At 54.5% G+C, this 14,581-nt stretch carries 15 protein-coding genes and 1 pseudogene; 9 read left to right on the top strand and 7 right to left on the bottom strand.

What is annotated here, in order from left to right; genetic code table 11:
• Positions 1-5 precede the first annotated feature (5 nt).
• From AC2FIZ_RS11835 to AC2FIZ_RS11820, 4 genes are all read left to right on the top strand, one after another.
• Positions 6-1,544 (top strand): aldehyde dehydrogenase (NADP(+)), encoded by a 1,539-nt coding sequence (locus tag AC2FIZ_RS11835; RefSeq protein WP_496791059.1) that lies wholly within the window; start codon positions 6-8, stop codon positions 1,542-1,544.
• A 198-nt stretch (positions 1,545-1,742) separates the two neighbouring features.
• Complete coding sequence (gene dctP, locus AC2FIZ_RS11830; protein ID WP_281973155.1) at positions 1,743-2,807, top strand: TRAP transporter substrate-binding protein DctP; 1,065 nt, start codon at positions 1,743-1,745, stop codon at positions 2,805-2,807.
• 65 nt (positions 2,808-2,872) lie between these two features.
• Positions 2,873-3,412, top strand: a complete 540-nt coding sequence (locus tag AC2FIZ_RS11825) for a TRAP transporter small permease subunit (protein ID WP_281973154.1) — start codon at positions 2,873-2,875, stop codon at positions 3,410-3,412.
• Positions 3,409-4,719 (top strand): TRAP transporter large permease, encoded by a 1,311-nt coding sequence (locus AC2FIZ_RS11820; RefSeq protein ID WP_496791057.1) that lies wholly within the window; start codon positions 3,409-3,411, stop codon positions 4,717-4,719. Before AC2FIZ_RS11825 ends, AC2FIZ_RS11820 begins: the two co-directional genes overlap by 4 nt.
• A gap of 54 nt (positions 4,720-4,773) precedes the next feature.
• On the opposite strand, the gene AC2FIZ_RS11815 is transcribed toward AC2FIZ_RS11820, so the two are convergent.
• Positions 4,774-5,133 carry a winged helix-turn-helix transcriptional regulator gene (locus AC2FIZ_RS11815; RefSeq protein ID WP_496791056.1) on the bottom strand — a complete coding sequence of 120 codons (360 nt, stop codon included), beginning with the start codon at positions 5,131-5,133 and terminating at the stop codon, positions 4,774-4,776.
• An 87-nt stretch (positions 5,134-5,220) separates the two neighbouring features.
• Here AC2FIZ_RS11815 and AC2FIZ_RS11810 point away from each other — a divergent pair, with 87 nt between their 5' ends.
• A complete protein-coding gene (locus tag AC2FIZ_RS11810) occupies positions 5,221-6,312 on the top strand; it encodes an NAD(P)/FAD-dependent oxidoreductase (RefSeq protein WP_496677999.1) in 1,092 nt (363 codons plus the stop codon).
• Positions 6,313-6,391: 79 nt separating this feature from the next.
• Here AC2FIZ_RS11810 and AC2FIZ_RS11805 read toward each other — a convergent pair whose 3' ends face one another.
• From AC2FIZ_RS11805 to AC2FIZ_RS11790, 4 genes are all read right to left on the bottom strand, one after another.
• Complete coding sequence (locus AC2FIZ_RS11805) at positions 6,392-6,745, bottom strand: c-type cytochrome (RefSeq protein WP_496791055.1); 354 nt, start codon at positions 6,743-6,745, stop codon at positions 6,392-6,394.
• A gap of 92 nt (positions 6,746-6,837) precedes the next feature.
• Positions 6,838-7,710 (bottom strand): CopD family protein, encoded by an 873-nt coding sequence (locus AC2FIZ_RS11800; RefSeq protein WP_496690000.1) that lies wholly within the window; start codon positions 7,708-7,710, stop codon positions 6,838-6,840.
• Positions 7,707-8,048 carry a copper resistance CopC family protein gene (locus tag AC2FIZ_RS11795; protein WP_282027709.1) on the bottom strand — a complete coding sequence of 114 codons (342 nt, stop codon included), beginning with the start codon at positions 8,046-8,048 and terminating at the stop codon, positions 7,707-7,709. Before AC2FIZ_RS11795 ends, AC2FIZ_RS11800 begins: the two co-directional genes overlap by 4 nt.
• A gap of 10 nt (positions 8,049-8,058) precedes the next feature.
• Positions 8,059-8,490, bottom strand: coding sequence for a c-type cytochrome (locus tag AC2FIZ_RS11790; RefSeq protein WP_142637844.1), 432 nt, complete (start codon positions 8,488-8,490; stop codon positions 8,059-8,061).
• Positions 8,491-9,352: 862 nt separating this feature from the next.
• On the opposite strand from AC2FIZ_RS11790, the gene AC2FIZ_RS11785 reads away from it, so the two are divergent.
• Positions 9,353-9,748: a hypothetical protein gene (locus AC2FIZ_RS11785; protein ID WP_142637846.1), complete on the top strand. Its 396-nt coding sequence runs from the start codon at positions 9,353-9,355 to the stop codon at positions 9,746-9,748.
• A 103-nt stretch (positions 9,749-9,851) separates the two neighbouring features.
• On the opposite strand, the gene AC2FIZ_RS11780 is transcribed toward AC2FIZ_RS11785, so the two are convergent.
• Positions 9,852-10,799: a DMT family transporter gene (locus AC2FIZ_RS11780; RefSeq protein WP_334223312.1), complete on the bottom strand. Its 948-nt coding sequence runs from the start codon at positions 10,797-10,799 to the stop codon at positions 9,852-9,854.
• Between the two features lie 160 nt (positions 10,800-10,959).
• Positions 10,960-11,216 (bottom strand): annotated as a pseudogene (locus AC2FIZ_RS11775) (site-specific integrase); the annotation flags it as partial.
• 143 nt (positions 11,217-11,359) lie between these two features.
• Here AC2FIZ_RS11775 and ehuR point away from each other — a divergent pair.
• From ehuR to AC2FIZ_RS11760, 3 genes are all read left to right on the top strand, one after another.
• Positions 11,360-12,754, top strand: a complete 1,395-nt coding sequence (gene ehuR / locus AC2FIZ_RS11770) for a MocR-like ectoine utilization transcription factor EhuR (RefSeq protein ID WP_281973148.1) — start codon at positions 11,360-11,362, stop codon at positions 12,752-12,754.
• A gap of 95 nt (positions 12,755-12,849) precedes the next feature.
• Positions 12,850-13,869 carry a TRAP transporter substrate-binding protein DctP gene (gene dctP, locus AC2FIZ_RS11765; RefSeq protein WP_142637852.1) on the top strand — a complete coding sequence of 340 codons (1,020 nt, stop codon included), beginning with the start codon at positions 12,850-12,852 and terminating at the stop codon, positions 13,867-13,869.
• A 138-nt stretch (positions 13,870-14,007) separates the two neighbouring features.
• Positions 14,008-14,580 carry a TRAP transporter small permease gene (locus AC2FIZ_RS11760; protein ID WP_282027708.1) on the top strand — a complete coding sequence of 191 codons (573 nt, stop codon included), beginning with the start codon at positions 14,008-14,010 and terminating at the stop codon, positions 14,578-14,580.
• Position 14,581 lies beyond the last annotated feature (1 nt).

The following is a 14,581-nucleotide window of genomic DNA, read 5'->3' as shown; positions in this document are numbered from 1 at the left end:
TGGGTATGTCGTTGAATAATGGATATGTTTTTCGCGGTCAGCACTTGATTGGCGGTCAGTGGGTTGGAGCTGATGAAAGCTTTGCCTCCAGCCCCGTCTCGGGTGAGGGGAGCAACTTTGCTGCGGGAACGCCTGAGTTGGTTGATCAGGCCTGTACCCTGGCCGAGGCCGTCTTTGGAGATTACGCCAATCGCAGCCGAGCGGATCGGGCCAAGTTCCTGAATGCTATCGCGGATGAGATCGAGGCCCGTGCCGAGGCCATCACCAGCATTGGCAGTGCAGAAACCGGTCTGCCTGAGATGCGTCTTCAGGGCGAGCGGGGACGCACGGTTGGTCAGTTGCGCATGTTTGCCGAATTCGTCCAGGATGGTGCGTATCTAGAGCGCCGCCATGATCTGGCGATGCCGGATCGCCAACCCGCCCCACGTCCTGACATCAAGATGATGCAGCGCCCGGTTGGCCCGGTGGCTGTTTTTGGCGCCTCGAACTTCCCCTTGGCATTTTCGGTTGCCGGAGGTGACACCGCATCGGCACTGGCCGCAGGTTGCCCGGTCGTGGTCAAAGGCCACCCCGCCCATCCGGGCACCGGCGAAATCGTCGCTGATGCCATCCACGCGGCGGCCAGGGCGACCGGTATGCCCGACGGCGTATTCTCATTGGTGCAAGGTGGGGACCGCAGCATCGGAGAAGCATTGGTAAAGCATCCGGCAATCCGTGCCGTGGGCTTTACCGGTGGGCTGGCCGGAGGCAGGGCGCTGTTTGACCTCTGCGCAAGCCGCCCAGACCCGATCCCGTTCTTTGGTGAATTGGGCTCGGTCAATCCGATGTTTGTTCTTCCAAACGCTATGGCCGCCAGAGGTGAAGAGATCGGCAAAGCCTGGGCGGGGTCGATGACCATGGGGGCAGGGCAGTTTTGCACCAATCCGGGCGTTGCCGTGATGATCACAGGCGATGATGCTGACCAATTTATCGATGCTGCTTCGAGTGCCCTGAGTACAGTGCCGTCACAGACCATGCTGACCGATGGGATTGCTGAGGCATTTCGATCCGGCCAATCGCATTTGGCCGAACATCCCGCCGTGCGCACGATCCATCAAGGTTCCACTGCAGGCCGTTCAGCTGAACCGGCGCTATTCGAAACCGATGCCGAAGCGTTTCTGGCTGATCCCAGCCTCAGCGAAGAAGTGTTTGGGCCCGCATCGCTGATTGTGCGCGTGGGCTCGGAAAAAGAGATGGTTGCCTTGTCAGCCCAGCTGGACGGGCAACTTACGGCCACGATCCAGATGGATGACAGTGACACCGCGCTGGCGCAGCAACTCTTCCCGATTCTGGAGCGCAAGGCCGGGCGGTTGCTGTTCAACGGCTTCCCAACCGGGGTCGAGGTGGTGGGGTCCATGGTCCACGGGGGGCCTTATCCTGCCAGCACGAATTTCGGCGCGACAAGCGTCGGCACAATGGCCATCCGCCGTTGGCTGCGACCCGTAGCATATCAGAACATGCCCGCCGCACTCAGCCCCGAAGATCTGGAAGGCTCGACGCAATAAGCGGTGAACCACAGGGCTGAGGCTAGAAATTGCCTCGGCCATATCAAAGGCTTTGGCCCCGGTGAACGGGGCCGGGCAGGGACACCCAGATCGGCTGTTCCGTATCATCCGCAACACTCTGCCATAGAAGCAGATCACCGGAAATTCCGCGTCATTCGACGTGCAAAATCGGGCTTTGGCCCATAACAGGAGGACAAGATGAAACTCTTCTCGAACTTTGCCGCCCTGGCGGTAACAGCCACGCTTGCAATGCCCGCAAGCGCCGCAGAAATTGAATGGAAGATGACCGCAGCGATTGGTGAAGGTTCATTCTTTTACCAGAACTTCATGGAACGATTTGCGGCTAATGTGGACACACTGACCGCGGGGCGCATGCATGTCCAACCTTTTGGCGCGGGCGTTCTGGCCCCGGCCTTCAAGGCGTATGAAGTAGTTCAGGACGGCATCGTCGAAGCCGGACATTCCACGCCGTCTTATCTGGTAAACCAGGACCCGACCAATGCCGTTTTCGCCAGCTTCCCCGGTGGAATGTCCGGCGAGGCGACCCTGCACTGGATCTATGAAGGCGGCGGTGAGCAGATGCTGCAGGATTTCCGCCGCGAAGAAATGGGTCTGCACACGCTGGTCGTTGGGATCGGTACGTCTGAAGTGATGGCGCATTCGAACGTCAAGATCGAAACAACCAACGATCTGAAGGGCGTCAAATACCGGACCTCGGGCGCATGGGCCGCTGTTCTACAGGACAGCTTTGGCGGCGTTCCGACGGTTGTCCCGGGAAATGAAATCTACACTTTGCTGCAGCGTAAGGGTGTGGACGCGGTCGAATGGTCGACACCAGGAGGCAATATCTCAGAAGGTTTCCACGAGGTTGCGCCCTATATGATCATGCCCGGCGTGCATCAGCCGTCCTTTCTGTGGGAAGTCTTCGTCAAACAGGAAACCTGGGATGCTCTGCCCGAGGATATCAAGCTTCAGGTTACCGCAGCGGCCAAGCTGACAACATACGAAAGCTTCACACATTTCGGTCACGCGGACATTCAAGCCATGGCTGCCTTCCGCGATACCAAAGTTGAAATCATCAACATGGTACCAGCGGAATCCGAAAAGATCCGCGCCGCCGGGCGCGATTGGGCCCGTAGCCAGGCTGCCAAAAAAGCCGAAGACGGAAGCGCCCGGATGCAAGAGGTTCTGGACAGCTACCTCACCTATCAAGCGAACTGGGCCGAGAATTCGGGTTATTTGGTTCGCGACAGCGCCGAATAGGCTCTGCCCTGACATTGGTTGGATGACCGGATATTCGTGCCGGTCATCCGTTTCCGGGGACATACATGACCACTATTCTCAGAGTCATCGACGCGATTGCTGGGGCGCTGGCCCTGCTGGGTCGATGCGTAATTTTTGCCCTGATCGTGGCAATGCTGTACGAGGTTGTTGCTCGCTATGCGTTTGGTGCGCCGACGCTTTGGGCGTTTGATATCTCGTACATGCTGAACGGTTCGGTTTTTCTGCTTGGGGCGGCTTATGCCCTGCGCTGTGACGTGCATGTCAGGATCGACTTTCTGTCGCAGCGTATGCCAATGCGGGCGCAGCAGCTGTTGAACGGTGCTGTCTTTCTGTTGGTCATGACACCGATCACGACCATTTTTGCCTGGGTTGCAAGCAAAAAAGCCGGGAAAGCACTGATCACCGGAGAGGTCGAAAGCGTCAGCCCCTGGGCGCCGGTTGTCTGGCCGTTTTACACGGTCATCGCCGTTGGTCTGGCGGCCTTGGCGCTGCAATTCCTGGCTGAGGCGATCAAGTTGCTTTCGGGGCGCAAGAACCCTGGTGAGGCGCCCGGCGAACTGGACGGCATGGAAGAAAACCAATGACACCATTACTGATGTTTGCAGCCCTTTTTGTGCTGGTCTTTGCCGGAGTGCCGGTGGCCTTTTCGCTCATCATCATCTCCGTCGCCTTTGGCTACATGGTGTTCGGTGAGCTGATCTTTTTGCAGCTTTATGGTCCGCTGCTTCATACGGCTTCGAATTTCGTACTGGCAGCAATCCCTCTGTTCATTTTCATGGGGGCGATACTTGAGCGTTCGGGGATCGCGAAACGTCTGTTCTTTGCATTGCAGTTGTGGCTGGGCGGCTTGCCCGGTGGATTGGCGCTGTCGACGATTGCAATGTGCGCAGTTTTCGCCGCCGCATCCGGTGTTGTAGGTGCGGTCGAGATAGTTGTGGGGTTGATGGCCATCCCAGCCATGACCAAAGCGGGTTATCGTAATGACCTCATCGCGGGAACAATCTGTGCAGGGGGCTCACTGGGGACAATAATTCCACCCTCGGTCATTGTGGTCGTCTATGCGTCGATTGCGCAGCTGTCGATTGGCAAGCTGTTTGCCGCATCTATCCTGCCCGGCTTGCTGATGGTGGTGTTCTTCGTGATTTATATTTTGGTGCGCAGCATGGTCCGACCTGCTGACGCTCCTCCGTTGCCACAGGCAGAGCGCGCGATGCCAACCGGCCGTAAGATGAAGGTGACGTTGACAGCATTGTTGCCCCCGCTGGCATTGATTGTCCTGGTGCTGGGCTCGCTTCTGGCCGGTGTTGCCTCGGCTACCGAAGCTGCCGCAGTCGGGGCCGCCGGTACGATCCTGCTGGCTTTGATGTTTCGGGAACTAAACCTGAAACTGATGTCCGAGGCACTGAATGTGACCCTGCGCATCACCGCTATGATCATGTTGATCGTGGCCGGAGGCACGATGTTCACCAGCATCTTTGCGGTCACCGGAGGCGGACAGCTGGTGCGCGATACCGTTGCCGGGATCGGGTATGGCAATGCCGGTATCATCGCATTCTTTTTGTTGGTGGTCATTTTCGCGGGCTTTGTACTGGACTGGGTGTCGATCGTTCTGATTTTCATTCCGATCTTTGCCCCGATCGTGAAATCCGCCGGAATCGATCCGATCTGGTTTGCCATGATGGTTCTAGTGGTGATTCAGACTTCGTATCTGACACCGCCAATGGCACCGTCGATTTTCTATCTTCGCTCAATCGCTCCGCGTGACATGAGCTATGGGCAGATGTATCGCGGCGTGTTGCCCTTTGTAGGGGCGCAAATGCTGGTTCTTTTGGTTATCATCCTGATCCCCGAAGTGGCGACATGGTTGCCAGAGATATTGGTCGGGCTTTGACATAGATCTTGGTCTTGCCCCTTCAGATGCCTGGCCCCTGTTCAATGGGCTAGGTCATAGCCCTAGTTGTTTCGAAAGATCTTTCGGTTCCGGTAACTTGTCCGCATTCTGCGCCGCCCATTGATGCATCTCATACAGCAGTGGAAGCAGGCTTTGACCCAGAGGTGTGAGGCTGTATTCGACATGCGGCGGTATGGTCTTGAAGTCTTTGCGAGAGACAAAGCCCGTCGTCTGCAACTCGGTCAGCTGGCGCGTCAACGTTCGATGCGTGATGCGTCCGAGGTTTCGCTGAAGCTGGTTGAACCGGCAGTCCCCCTGCGAAAGCCAGTAGATGATCAACAGCTTCCATCGACCTGAGATCGCTGAGATCAATGCTTCGATCTGACAATGATCCTCTAACTCATCATGTTTCAAGGCAGTATCCTATATGACCGTACTTGTTCGTGTGAACGTGCAATTTTAGATAGTGGTCAGAACGTTATGCCGCAACGGGGGGACCCTATGGCGAAGAAGAAAATTGTGATCATTGGCGGGGGCTATGTCGGGTTTGAAGTTGCCCGGGAACTGGACGCTTGCGCAGACGTCACCCTGATTGAGCAACGCGAAGCGTTCGTGCATCCGCCTGCAGCGATCCGCGCGCTGGTTGAACCCGCCTTGCTGGACCAGATCATCCTGCCATACGACAATCTGCTGCAATCGGGTAAGGTCGTGCGCGGGCGCGCCGTTTCGGTTTCTGAAACCGAGGTCACTTTGGAATCTGGAGCGGTCTTTCCGGCGGACTATATCCTGATCGCCACCGGATCATCCTATGCAGCGCCGTTCAAGCCGTCGGGTGACAGCATTGCGGATTTTCAGCAAGCGAGCAAAGACGTCAGCGCGCAACTGGCCAAGGCGAATTCAGTTGTGATCGTAGGGGCAGGCGCTGTCGGTACAGAGCTTGCGGGCGAAACAGCCTCGGCACATCCGGGTAAATCCATCACCCTGGTTTCGTCGGATGATACCTTGTTTCCCAAGTACCCGGCCAAGCTAGGCGCGCAGCTCAAAGGTAAGTTGGAACGGCTGGGCGTCACTGTCATTCTCGGCCAGAGGGCGCAGGATTTACGCCATTTGGATCGGCCCTACGAAGGATCCGTGAGCTTGACCGACGGTAGAGTGATTGCGGCAGATCTTATATTTCCGGTGGTTGGATCGAAACCCCAATCGTCTTTGGTTCAAAGCCTTCCGGGCGTGTCGGCTGATGCATTGGGTAGGGTCAAAACCGACAAATGGTTGCGACCGTCAAGCTATCCGAATGTCTTCGTCGGCGGTGACATTGCCGACATTGGCGACGGAATGACAATCGTAGCAACGGCACGGCAGAATCCGTGGCTGATCAAAACGCTTAAGAAAGTAATCGAGGGCGCACCCGTTGAAAGTCAGAAACCCTACGCGCCCTGGAAAAAAGCACCCATTCTGGTGCCCCTTGGGCCGGTCATCGGCAGCAGCTGGCTTTTTGTGACAGTGGGTGACTGGATCACACGCAAGATAAAGGGGAAAGATATTTTCATTCCCAAATATCGAAAGGCTTTTGGGATTTCGAGCTCCGGAAAATAGTTCCTCCTGAACATTGCGATTTGCCAACGTTCAGGCATCCCACACAGATGATGTCTCTGACATTCGTGTTGGCCTGCCTCTAGTCGTGTGCGAGGTTGCGACTGGCTTGTGCCTGCTGAATATCTTTCGGCCATGTGGAACGGATATAAGCCAGAACATCCCATATGCCGTCATCAGTCAAAGTGCCTTCGAAACCCGGCATGCCACTGTTGAAATTCTTGACGCCGCGTGCCGCCAGTGTCTTTGCACCGCCGAATTTGGTGTAGTCAAACAAAAGCAGGCTATCATGGTGCCATGTGTGCCTGGTCACGTCATGTGGTGGCGCAGGCATCACACCGTCTTCACCCGGTGTTTGCCAGTTGGGTTGGCCTTCCAGGTTAACGCCGTGGCACGCGGCGCATTGATCTACGTAGAGCCTCTGTCCATTCGCCACGTCTCTGTCTGTAAACGTATGATCCGCGGCAACGCTGGAATAAACGCTGCATAGGACCAATATAAATAAGTGCCTGGTCATCTCCACCCACCTCAATTCGGAAGCGTCAGAACGGTTGTTAGTGTCGCCGTAGTTGTCAGCACCGCCAGAACGATCAGCGCCTCAACTTCGATGGAACGGGCGAGGTGCTGCGCCGCCTTGGTATCTCCGTCTAGCATTGCCGGAACAAATCGAAGCTTGTTCGCGGCGGCTAGGATCAATAGCAGCCCTACAAATAGTACTTTGAGCAACAGGGCCTGCCCATAACCAGTGGAGATGAGCGCTCGGAGATCACCAACAAGCAACCAAGCCATCCAGAAACCTGCGACGATCAATGCGGGTACCATCAGTGCCGCAGCTTGGCCAAACCTATGCCCAAGTGCAGCAGCGTCTGCAATTTGCTCAGGTTGAAGAGCCATACTCCGCAGCGGGCTGAAGATGCCTACCCAGAAAGCTACACAGATCAGGTGTGCTAGTAACAAGAGTTGGGTACCAAAATTCTCTAGATCCGATAGGTGCCCGATCTGTGCAAAGGACCACAGAGCCATCGTGCCACCCACAAGTGCGATCCCTAAACCAAAGCGCGGAACAGACAATCCGACAAGGATCATTGCTGCGCCTATCACTCGAAGAACAAATACATCGCCTACGGAAGTCTGCCAGAGTAATCCAAGCATTTCGAGGTCGACCAGCCCATCCGCTCCGCCTGTCAGGAGGGCACCACTAAGCATGAATCCCAGTGCCGTCGCGATGAGGGCAAGCCACGCCAAGGCCATGGATTGACGTTTCATCGCCAGGCTTATCGGTGTGACCAAGCTGGAATAAAGACACTTAACGATCACAAGGCCAGTGGCCCCCGCAAAGCCGATATAGAGTGCTAGCTTTGCGAGGATTGCAGCAATTCCCCAGATGTCTGGCATGTTCATTTCACAGTAAAGGTAAACGCGCCCTGCATCGCATGACCGTCCTCACCTAAACCGCGCCACTCGATGACATAGGTGCCCGCGCCATTGCCTGGCAGTGGAATTTTGAACTTCTGAGCAAATCTTGCCTGGTCGCCCAAATCCAGTCGTACTGCCCCGTGTTCTTCGTGTGCCATCTCTATCCGGGTCAGCCGGATGTCTTTCGAGAAATTGAGGCCAACTTCAGCAGGCACAGTCGTTACTGTGGTTCCGTCTGCAGGTGTTGTTTCTGTGACCTTGGAATGCGCCAGCGCAAAATTGGGGAGCGCAGCCAAGAGTATAAGCATTACAATCTTCTTCATGGGGCTATCCTCAATTTATTCCGTTGGCGCGCTGTATTTCACGAATGTAGGCGATCACCATAGCGACGTCACCTCGCGTCAAGCCGTCGACGGGTGGCATGTCTCCAAACTGCCAATGGTGACTTCTTACACCCTGTGAAACCGCCCTCTGAAACGCTTCATCAGCGTGGTGACTAGGTTCGTATATCTTGTGGATCAGTGGCGGTCCTGCGCCGTCAATTCCGACCGCATTGACACCGTGGCAAGTGGCACAGGAGGCATCAAAGACCCGCTGGCCGATTGCTGCATTGCCCTCAATAGGCGGCATCTGAATTGCGACTAGGCCGTCTCTTGAAACTGTCGCCTGGGGGCTGGCTTCTTCGATTGGGTCTGAACGAAAAACTATGAAAGCGGCAACAGCCGAGACGACGCAAGCGCCGATTAACACGTGACTTTTCTTCATGGGTTGAACCTGACTTTGTAGAAGCTGGAAGTGCTGCGGCACATCGCAAACAGCCGCAAGGGCCGGTCACTTAGGCGCGCGCGGATTTTGGCAGCTTCAAAGGTCAGGGGGTCTGTAGGGGCTATCTGGTTCAGTCAACTTGGATTGGAATCCAATCTGGAACTCTCGGTCAAGCTGATATTGATTCCACACGACTTGGCTGTTCTGCGAGATCAGTACGACGGCTTGGCAAAGCGAAGGGTTACACTCTCCGGTTCCGGCATTATCCGTGTCGTGATGGCTGCTTTGGGCCGAGATGTCAGGGATGCTTTTCACCGCGGCGGAGTGTCCCGCCGATTGCATATGGTCCCCGCAGTGAAGCCCGACGCAGGCATGAGACTCGCCACCAAATCCGGCCAGAATGACCAGAAGACTCGTCAATAGCGCAAATGTGTATCGTCGGATGACCATGATTCCGGACGCTAATGCAGCGGAACACACAAGACAACGCCTGCAGCTTCATTATGCCCCACGCCGTTCTAAAGGAAATTACGACGCTGATTTTCGTGATGGGGCATTCCCCGCTCTTGTCCGGCGCGCGATTCTCATCAAATGCAGAGAGTCCGGGTCTATTTTGATTTCTATCAGTCGGGCCTAGCAACTGATTAGCGGCCAAACGGCAACACAGGTCGCAACATTGTCAACGCGCAGAATCTCACTGGAACCAGCCAAGTTCCAGCCGTGCGGTGCCAATAATTTGGGGCAACGTAGTGGTCTGAGGGTGCTGGTGTTTCTGCTTCTTTGACCCGCGTTCAGACGCGCTTATTGAGAACTTTGAACCAAAGATATATTTTGACCGGATTGCGAACGAAAAGGAAAGTTCATGATCAGAACTACTGCACTGGCGCTCCTAGCGCTCCTTTCGGCTACCTCGGCATTCGCAACTGTTGGGCTGTATTGCGAGGCCCCTGATGGATCAGGCGCTGTATTTGATGTCGGATTGGGAACTGTCCCTGGTCTCGCAGTCGTAAGCGCGACCATTCACGCAGACGGCAAACACTGGAGCCTTACTGAAGTCGATGGTGCGATACCAATCATCGTGGCACAGGGGGCCGATGTCGATATGCGTACTGTAATCGACTTCGCCGATCCCGAATACAGTCGGATCGTTGCCTCTGTTCGATTGATAACCGCTGTCGAAGGAGACGAATCCGTCACTGTAGGCACGCTCACGATTCCGGAAATCGGTGCCTTCCCGCTGGTTTGCGAAGGGCCGTAGCCGGCCGATGTTGTTCAATGTACGGGGCTAACTCGGCGGAAGCGGTCATCCGAAATTCTGCTTTGCTCAAATGTCTGAAATTTGGCCGAGAGCGAGAGTAGTTTTAGATTGGAGGTGCCGCACGTTCTGTGACCAATTGTCTGGCTACGACTCTTTCGCGATGAATCATGTACAGCCCTGCACTGATGATGATTGCAATACCAAGTAGGCTAAGCGTGTTCGGGAAGTCATTGAAGACAAGATAGCCGAACAGGGTCGCAACTGGCAGCTCAAAGTACTGCAAAGGTGCCAATGTGGCTGAAGGCGCGAACGAAAGCGCATAGGTCATCATCATGTGGCTCACCGTTGCAAAAAAACCAGCTCCCAAAAGCCACAACAAAGCGATGTCTGTCGGCCAAACAGGATCGAACAGCTCCGAACCAGAGCCTTGCGCAAATATTAAGATTGGAATGGAAAACAGGCTGGCAATCAGGCCAGTGTGGAATTGCAGAGCCACGGGATGCATCCGACGTGACAATCCTCGCGTCACAAGAATGTAGAAAGCGAAAGCAACTGCCGTACCAAGCGGAATTATTGCAACCGCGCCGAAGGCCGCGAAACTGGGCTGGATGACGAACATTACCCCAACAAACCCGACAAGAGCTGCCCCGACACGACGCGGACCTACGTCTTCACCAAGGTAAAACTTACCAACCAACAAGACAATGAACGGGGCCACAAACACGATTGCCAACGCATCGGCGAGTGGCATCACACGGATGGCAGCAATGAAGCAAAAAGTTGCGAACAGCAAAAGTAATGAGCGGAATGCGAGTACGATCAATTTGCCTCGCGCTACATGCAACGACAGCCCCATTATCCAGACGAACGGGGCCATCAACACGCACTGCACTACAAAGCGAGCAGCCGTAATCTGCCCAACTGGTACGCTAGCCGACGCGAGTTTTGCAGCTACGTCCAGCAAAGGAGCGGTGAGGCAAAATCCAAGCATCAGTGCAACTCCCGCAAGAATGCGATCCGTAGATTGAGGTATGGAATCAGCCGAGGACATCTCATCTTGTAGAAACGTCGCTAAACGCGTGTCTGTTCTCTATGCGACGCGGAGCAAAAATCCCTCAACTTGCGAGTTGGGGGTGGGTTCGAATTTGCGCTAACAACGAACATCAGGTTCGATGAGATGCGCAGCAGCAGATGGCCGGTTCAAAATTGGTCTACAAGCTCTTGATCTCGATTGCTGCTGCGATGGCAAAGGCGTCTTCAAGCTCGACGCTCAGATGCCGAACCGTGCTTACCATCTTTGCATGACCCAAGAGCAACTGAATCGCCCGAAGATTTCCTGTCTTTTCTTGTCGAACTGCGTGACTTTGGTTCGGCGCATTGAGGGAGTTCCGTAGGCGCTGGCCCCAAAGCCAATGGGCTTCATCCAGTCCCGGACAATCCGCGCATACTGGCGTGTTGAGATGTGTAGGAAAACCAAGTGATAGATCCGCGGTCACAGCAACTTCTTTCTTCCCAAGGGAGACACATACAAAAAGCTGTAATTCCGACCCCTGTGAAGCTCTTGGTGATCGATCTGCTTGTTCGCGAATTCGAATTGGTTACTATTGTCGCATGACAAATTGGAAACCATCCCGAGATACGCTGAGTTCACCGCTGCATACGAGCCTTGCCACGATGATTGCAGGCGCGATCGAAGACGGCAGTTTGTCACCGGGACAGAAATTACCAACACACCGGAAACTGGCCGATGACCTGAGGTTGAGCGTTAATACCGTCAGCAAAGCTTACGACATTCTGCGTCGCCAAAACCTGATCGATGGTCAGATTGGGCGTGGCAGCTATGTTGTCGACACTGACAAAACCGACGGACAGCCATTCAAGTTAGAGTCAGAACCTCGAAACTTGTTCGACATGTCGATTTCGCGCCCCTTGTTTAATGGCCTGCATGTTGAGGCGATGCAATCAACGCTGAGGACTTTGCATGCCGGGCTCGACCCGGCAATATATCTTTCTACACGCCCGAATGTAGGCCACGAAACTCACCGAAAAACGGGAGTCAAATGGCTTTCACATTGCGGCCTTGAGACAAATGCAGATTCAGTCCTCATGACGAACGGGGTAACGCATGGAATGTCGGCAGCAATGTCTGCGATATTGCGTCCTGGCGACGTCATTCTGTCAGATATGGTCACGCATCACCTCTTGGTTTCGAGTGTCGCATATTTCGGATACCGACATGTTGGCCTTGAAACTGATGAGCACGGAATCCTGCCCGATGCATTGGAAAGGGCGTGCGTTGATAAGTCTCCTAAAGCATTGTATTTATTACCATCTCTTGCCAACCCTAATGTACACATGATGCCAGAGGAACGTCGGCGCCAAATTGCTGCAATCGCCCGCAAACATAAGCTGCATATTATTGAAAACGATGCGTTTGGTCCGGTCGCAGCGGATCGCCAGCCGCCTGTTTCGATGTTCGCACCAGAACTGTCGGTCTACCTGACAACGTTCACCAAATGCACGGTCAGCGGGTTGCGTGCGGGTTATGCCGTTGCTCCGGACCATTTGCTTCCTGCATTGACAGCGAGACTGATCGTATTTGGTTGGATGGCAACGCCGCTGATCTGCGAACTTGCCTCACGCTGGGTGGAAGATGGCACAGCACAAGCGCTGGCGGATTGGCAGCGCGCAGAAATAGTCAAGCGGTATCACATAGCAACGCAAGAGCTTGCTGGTTTTAAATGGACGGGCCATCCGGCCAGTTTGCATCTTTGGTTGCAGCTCCCTCCAGATTGGGATTCCAACAGTTTTGTCGCCCATGCCCGCGAACTAAATGTTGCGGTGTCCCCTGAAAGCCCATTCCTTTCTCCCAAGGCTACCCCAACAAATGCAGTGCGCATTTCGGTGGGAAGCATTCGCGAAATCGAACGTTTTCGCCAAGCTCTGAAGCTTCTGGCCGGTTTACTTTTGCGCCCACGCGAGCCTTTGCCGCAATTCGCTTATTAGAATGTAGCGCAACAATATAATAATTGACTCGCAGTACAATCTTCGGGATGTGGTGGAACATCACTAACAAAGAAGGTGATATCTGGGAGGATATGATGACCAAGACTGCACGTTTTACCCTGCGCGTCTGCGCACCCCTTGCTGCTGCATTGCTAACCTCAACTGCCGCTTATGCGGACAATTGGCGCTATGCTATGGAAGAGGGGCTGACAGATCCGCAAGGCCTGTACGCCACCAAGTTCAAAGAGGAAATCGAAGCCAACTCGGATCACACAGTCCAGATTTATCCTGTGGGTACGCTTGGTGAATCGGCCGACGCCATGGAGCAGGCCCAGGCTGGATTGCTGCAGTTCATTGATCAATCTCCAGGTTTCACCGGTGCGTTGATCCCAGAGGCCGAAGCCTTTCTGGTGCCATATATCCAGCCGACGGACCCTCAAGTCGTGCGCAAGTTTTTCAAAGAAGGCGTCGCTGTAAACGAGATGTTCCACGATATCTATCGCGAACAGGGATTGGAATTGTTGTCGGTGTTCCCGGAAGGTGAAATGGTGGTCACCACAATGGAGGAATTTCGGACACCTGCCGATTTGGAAGGTATGAAAATTCGGACCATGACCTCACCATTGCTTTTGGAGACTTACACGGCCTTTGGCGCTTCCCCGATTGCCATGCCTTGGGGCGAGTTGATCGGCGGACTGAAAACTAAAATGGTTGACGGGCAAGAAAACCCGGCAATTTGGATCGAGGCCTATGATCTGGATAACCTGACTAATGTGATGACTTATACCGGACATGGTCAGTACACGACTGCTGTGATGGCAAACGCAGAGTTTTACGACGCGCTAAGCGATGCGGACAAAGAACTTGTTCAGAATGCGTCGCAAGTCGCACTCGATTATATTCTTGATGTTGCCGTCGAACTGGATGCAACCGGTCTGGCAAAAATTCAGGAGAGCAATCCGGGCTACACAATAAACCGGCTAACCGAGGAAGAGCGTGCACCCTTTAAAGAACGTGCAAAAGCGGTCGAAGCAGCCTTTGTCGAAAGAGCGGGCGAACGTGGCGCTGCCATCCTCGAGCAAATGAAGAAGGATCTAGCGGCTGCGCAGCAGTAGCGCTTTGCCACAGGCATCCATCACGTTTGCGATGTGTTCATCTGAAAAATCGGTGCAGGCCCAGAACCATAGTTCGGGCCTGCAATTTGGAAATAGTAAACTGGCGATCAGCCTATATTGCGAATGTTCGGGGGGAATATGAGCGAAACGACGAAGAAAAAGTCGGGCCTTGCCGGAATTGTTGATGGCATTGACAAGGGGATCGCTGCGCTTGAGCGGGTGATCATGGCCACAGGCGTCATTCTGATGGCAGTCAACACCATCGCAAATGTCATCAGCCGGTTTGTTTTCAACCACTCCATTATATTCGCCGAAGAGTTGAACAGTATATTCATATTGTTGGTGACATTTGCTGGTATCGGCTACGCCGCGCGCCATGGTCGGCATATCCGCATGTCCGCCATCTCAGACGCGTTACCCGAACGGGTCAGAAAAATCTTGATGGTTGTAGTCACGGGGGTCACCGCTGTGCTGTTGCTGCTCTTGGCGTGGTACGCTGTGCAATACATCATCAGCATGTACGCCAAGGGGCGGGTCTATCCTGCCCTCGGATTCCCTGTTTATCTCAGCTACCTCTGGGTGCCGATTGGGCTGTTTGTGACCGGGGTTCAATACGCGCTCACTTTCATCAAAAACCTTCAGGAACCTGAAATCTATCTGTCAACTGATCTGCGAGAAGCAGATGCGCGGGAAACGGAAGTGGAGCTTTAAC

The sequence above is a fragment of the Ruegeria sp. CDSB022 genome (assembly GCF_059611145.1).
Note: the sequence above shows the minus strand (reverse complement) of the source record. Positions and strands in the feature narration are given on the sequence as shown.

Excerpts from the sequence above, each read along its gene's own strand:
- AC2FIZ_RS11780 (WP_334223312.1), bottom strand. The coding sequence starts at position 10,799 with ATGTCCTCGGCTGATTCCATACCTCAATCTACGGATCGCATTCTTGCG.
- dctP (WP_281973155.1), top strand. The coding sequence starts at position 1,743 with ATGAAACTCTTCTCGAACTTTGCCGCCCTGGCGGTAACAGCCACGCTT.
- AC2FIZ_RS11820 (WP_496791057.1), top strand. The coding sequence starts at position 3,409 with ATGACACCATTACTGATGTTTGCAGCCCTTTTTGTGCTGGTCTTTGCC.
- AC2FIZ_RS11760 (WP_282027708.1), top strand. The coding sequence starts at position 14,008 with ATGAGCGAAACGACGAAGAAAAAGTCGGGCCTTGCCGGAATTGTTGAT.
- AC2FIZ_RS11810 (WP_496677999.1), top strand. The coding sequence starts at position 5,221 with ATGGCGAAGAAGAAAATTGTGATCATTGGCGGGGGCTATGTCGGGTTT.
- AC2FIZ_RS11800 (WP_496690000.1), bottom strand. The coding sequence starts at position 7,710 with ATGAACATGCCAGACATCTGGGGAATTGCTGCAATCCTCGCAAAGCTA.
- AC2FIZ_RS11785 (WP_142637846.1), top strand. The coding sequence starts at position 9,353 with ATGATCAGAACTACTGCACTGGCGCTCCTAGCGCTCCTTTCGGCTACC.
- dctP (WP_142637852.1), top strand. The coding sequence starts at position 12,850 with ATGACCAAGACTGCACGTTTTACCCTGCGCGTCTGCGCACCCCTTGCT.
- AC2FIZ_RS11795 (WP_282027709.1), bottom strand. The coding sequence starts at position 8,048 with ATGAAGAAGATTGTAATGCTTATACTCTTGGCTGCGCTCCCCAATTTT.
- ehuR (WP_281973148.1), top strand. The coding sequence starts at position 11,360 with ATGACAAATTGGAAACCATCCCGAGATACGCTGAGTTCACCGCTGCAT.
- AC2FIZ_RS11790 (WP_142637844.1), bottom strand. The coding sequence starts at position 8,490 with ATGAAGAAAAGTCACGTGTTAATCGGCGCTTGCGTCGTCTCGGCTGTT.
- AC2FIZ_RS11835 (WP_496791059.1), top strand. The coding sequence starts at position 6 with ATGTCGTTGAATAATGGATATGTTTTTCGCGGTCAGCACTTGATTGGC.
- AC2FIZ_RS11825 (WP_281973154.1), top strand. The coding sequence starts at position 2,873 with ATGACCACTATTCTCAGAGTCATCGACGCGATTGCTGGGGCGCTGGCC.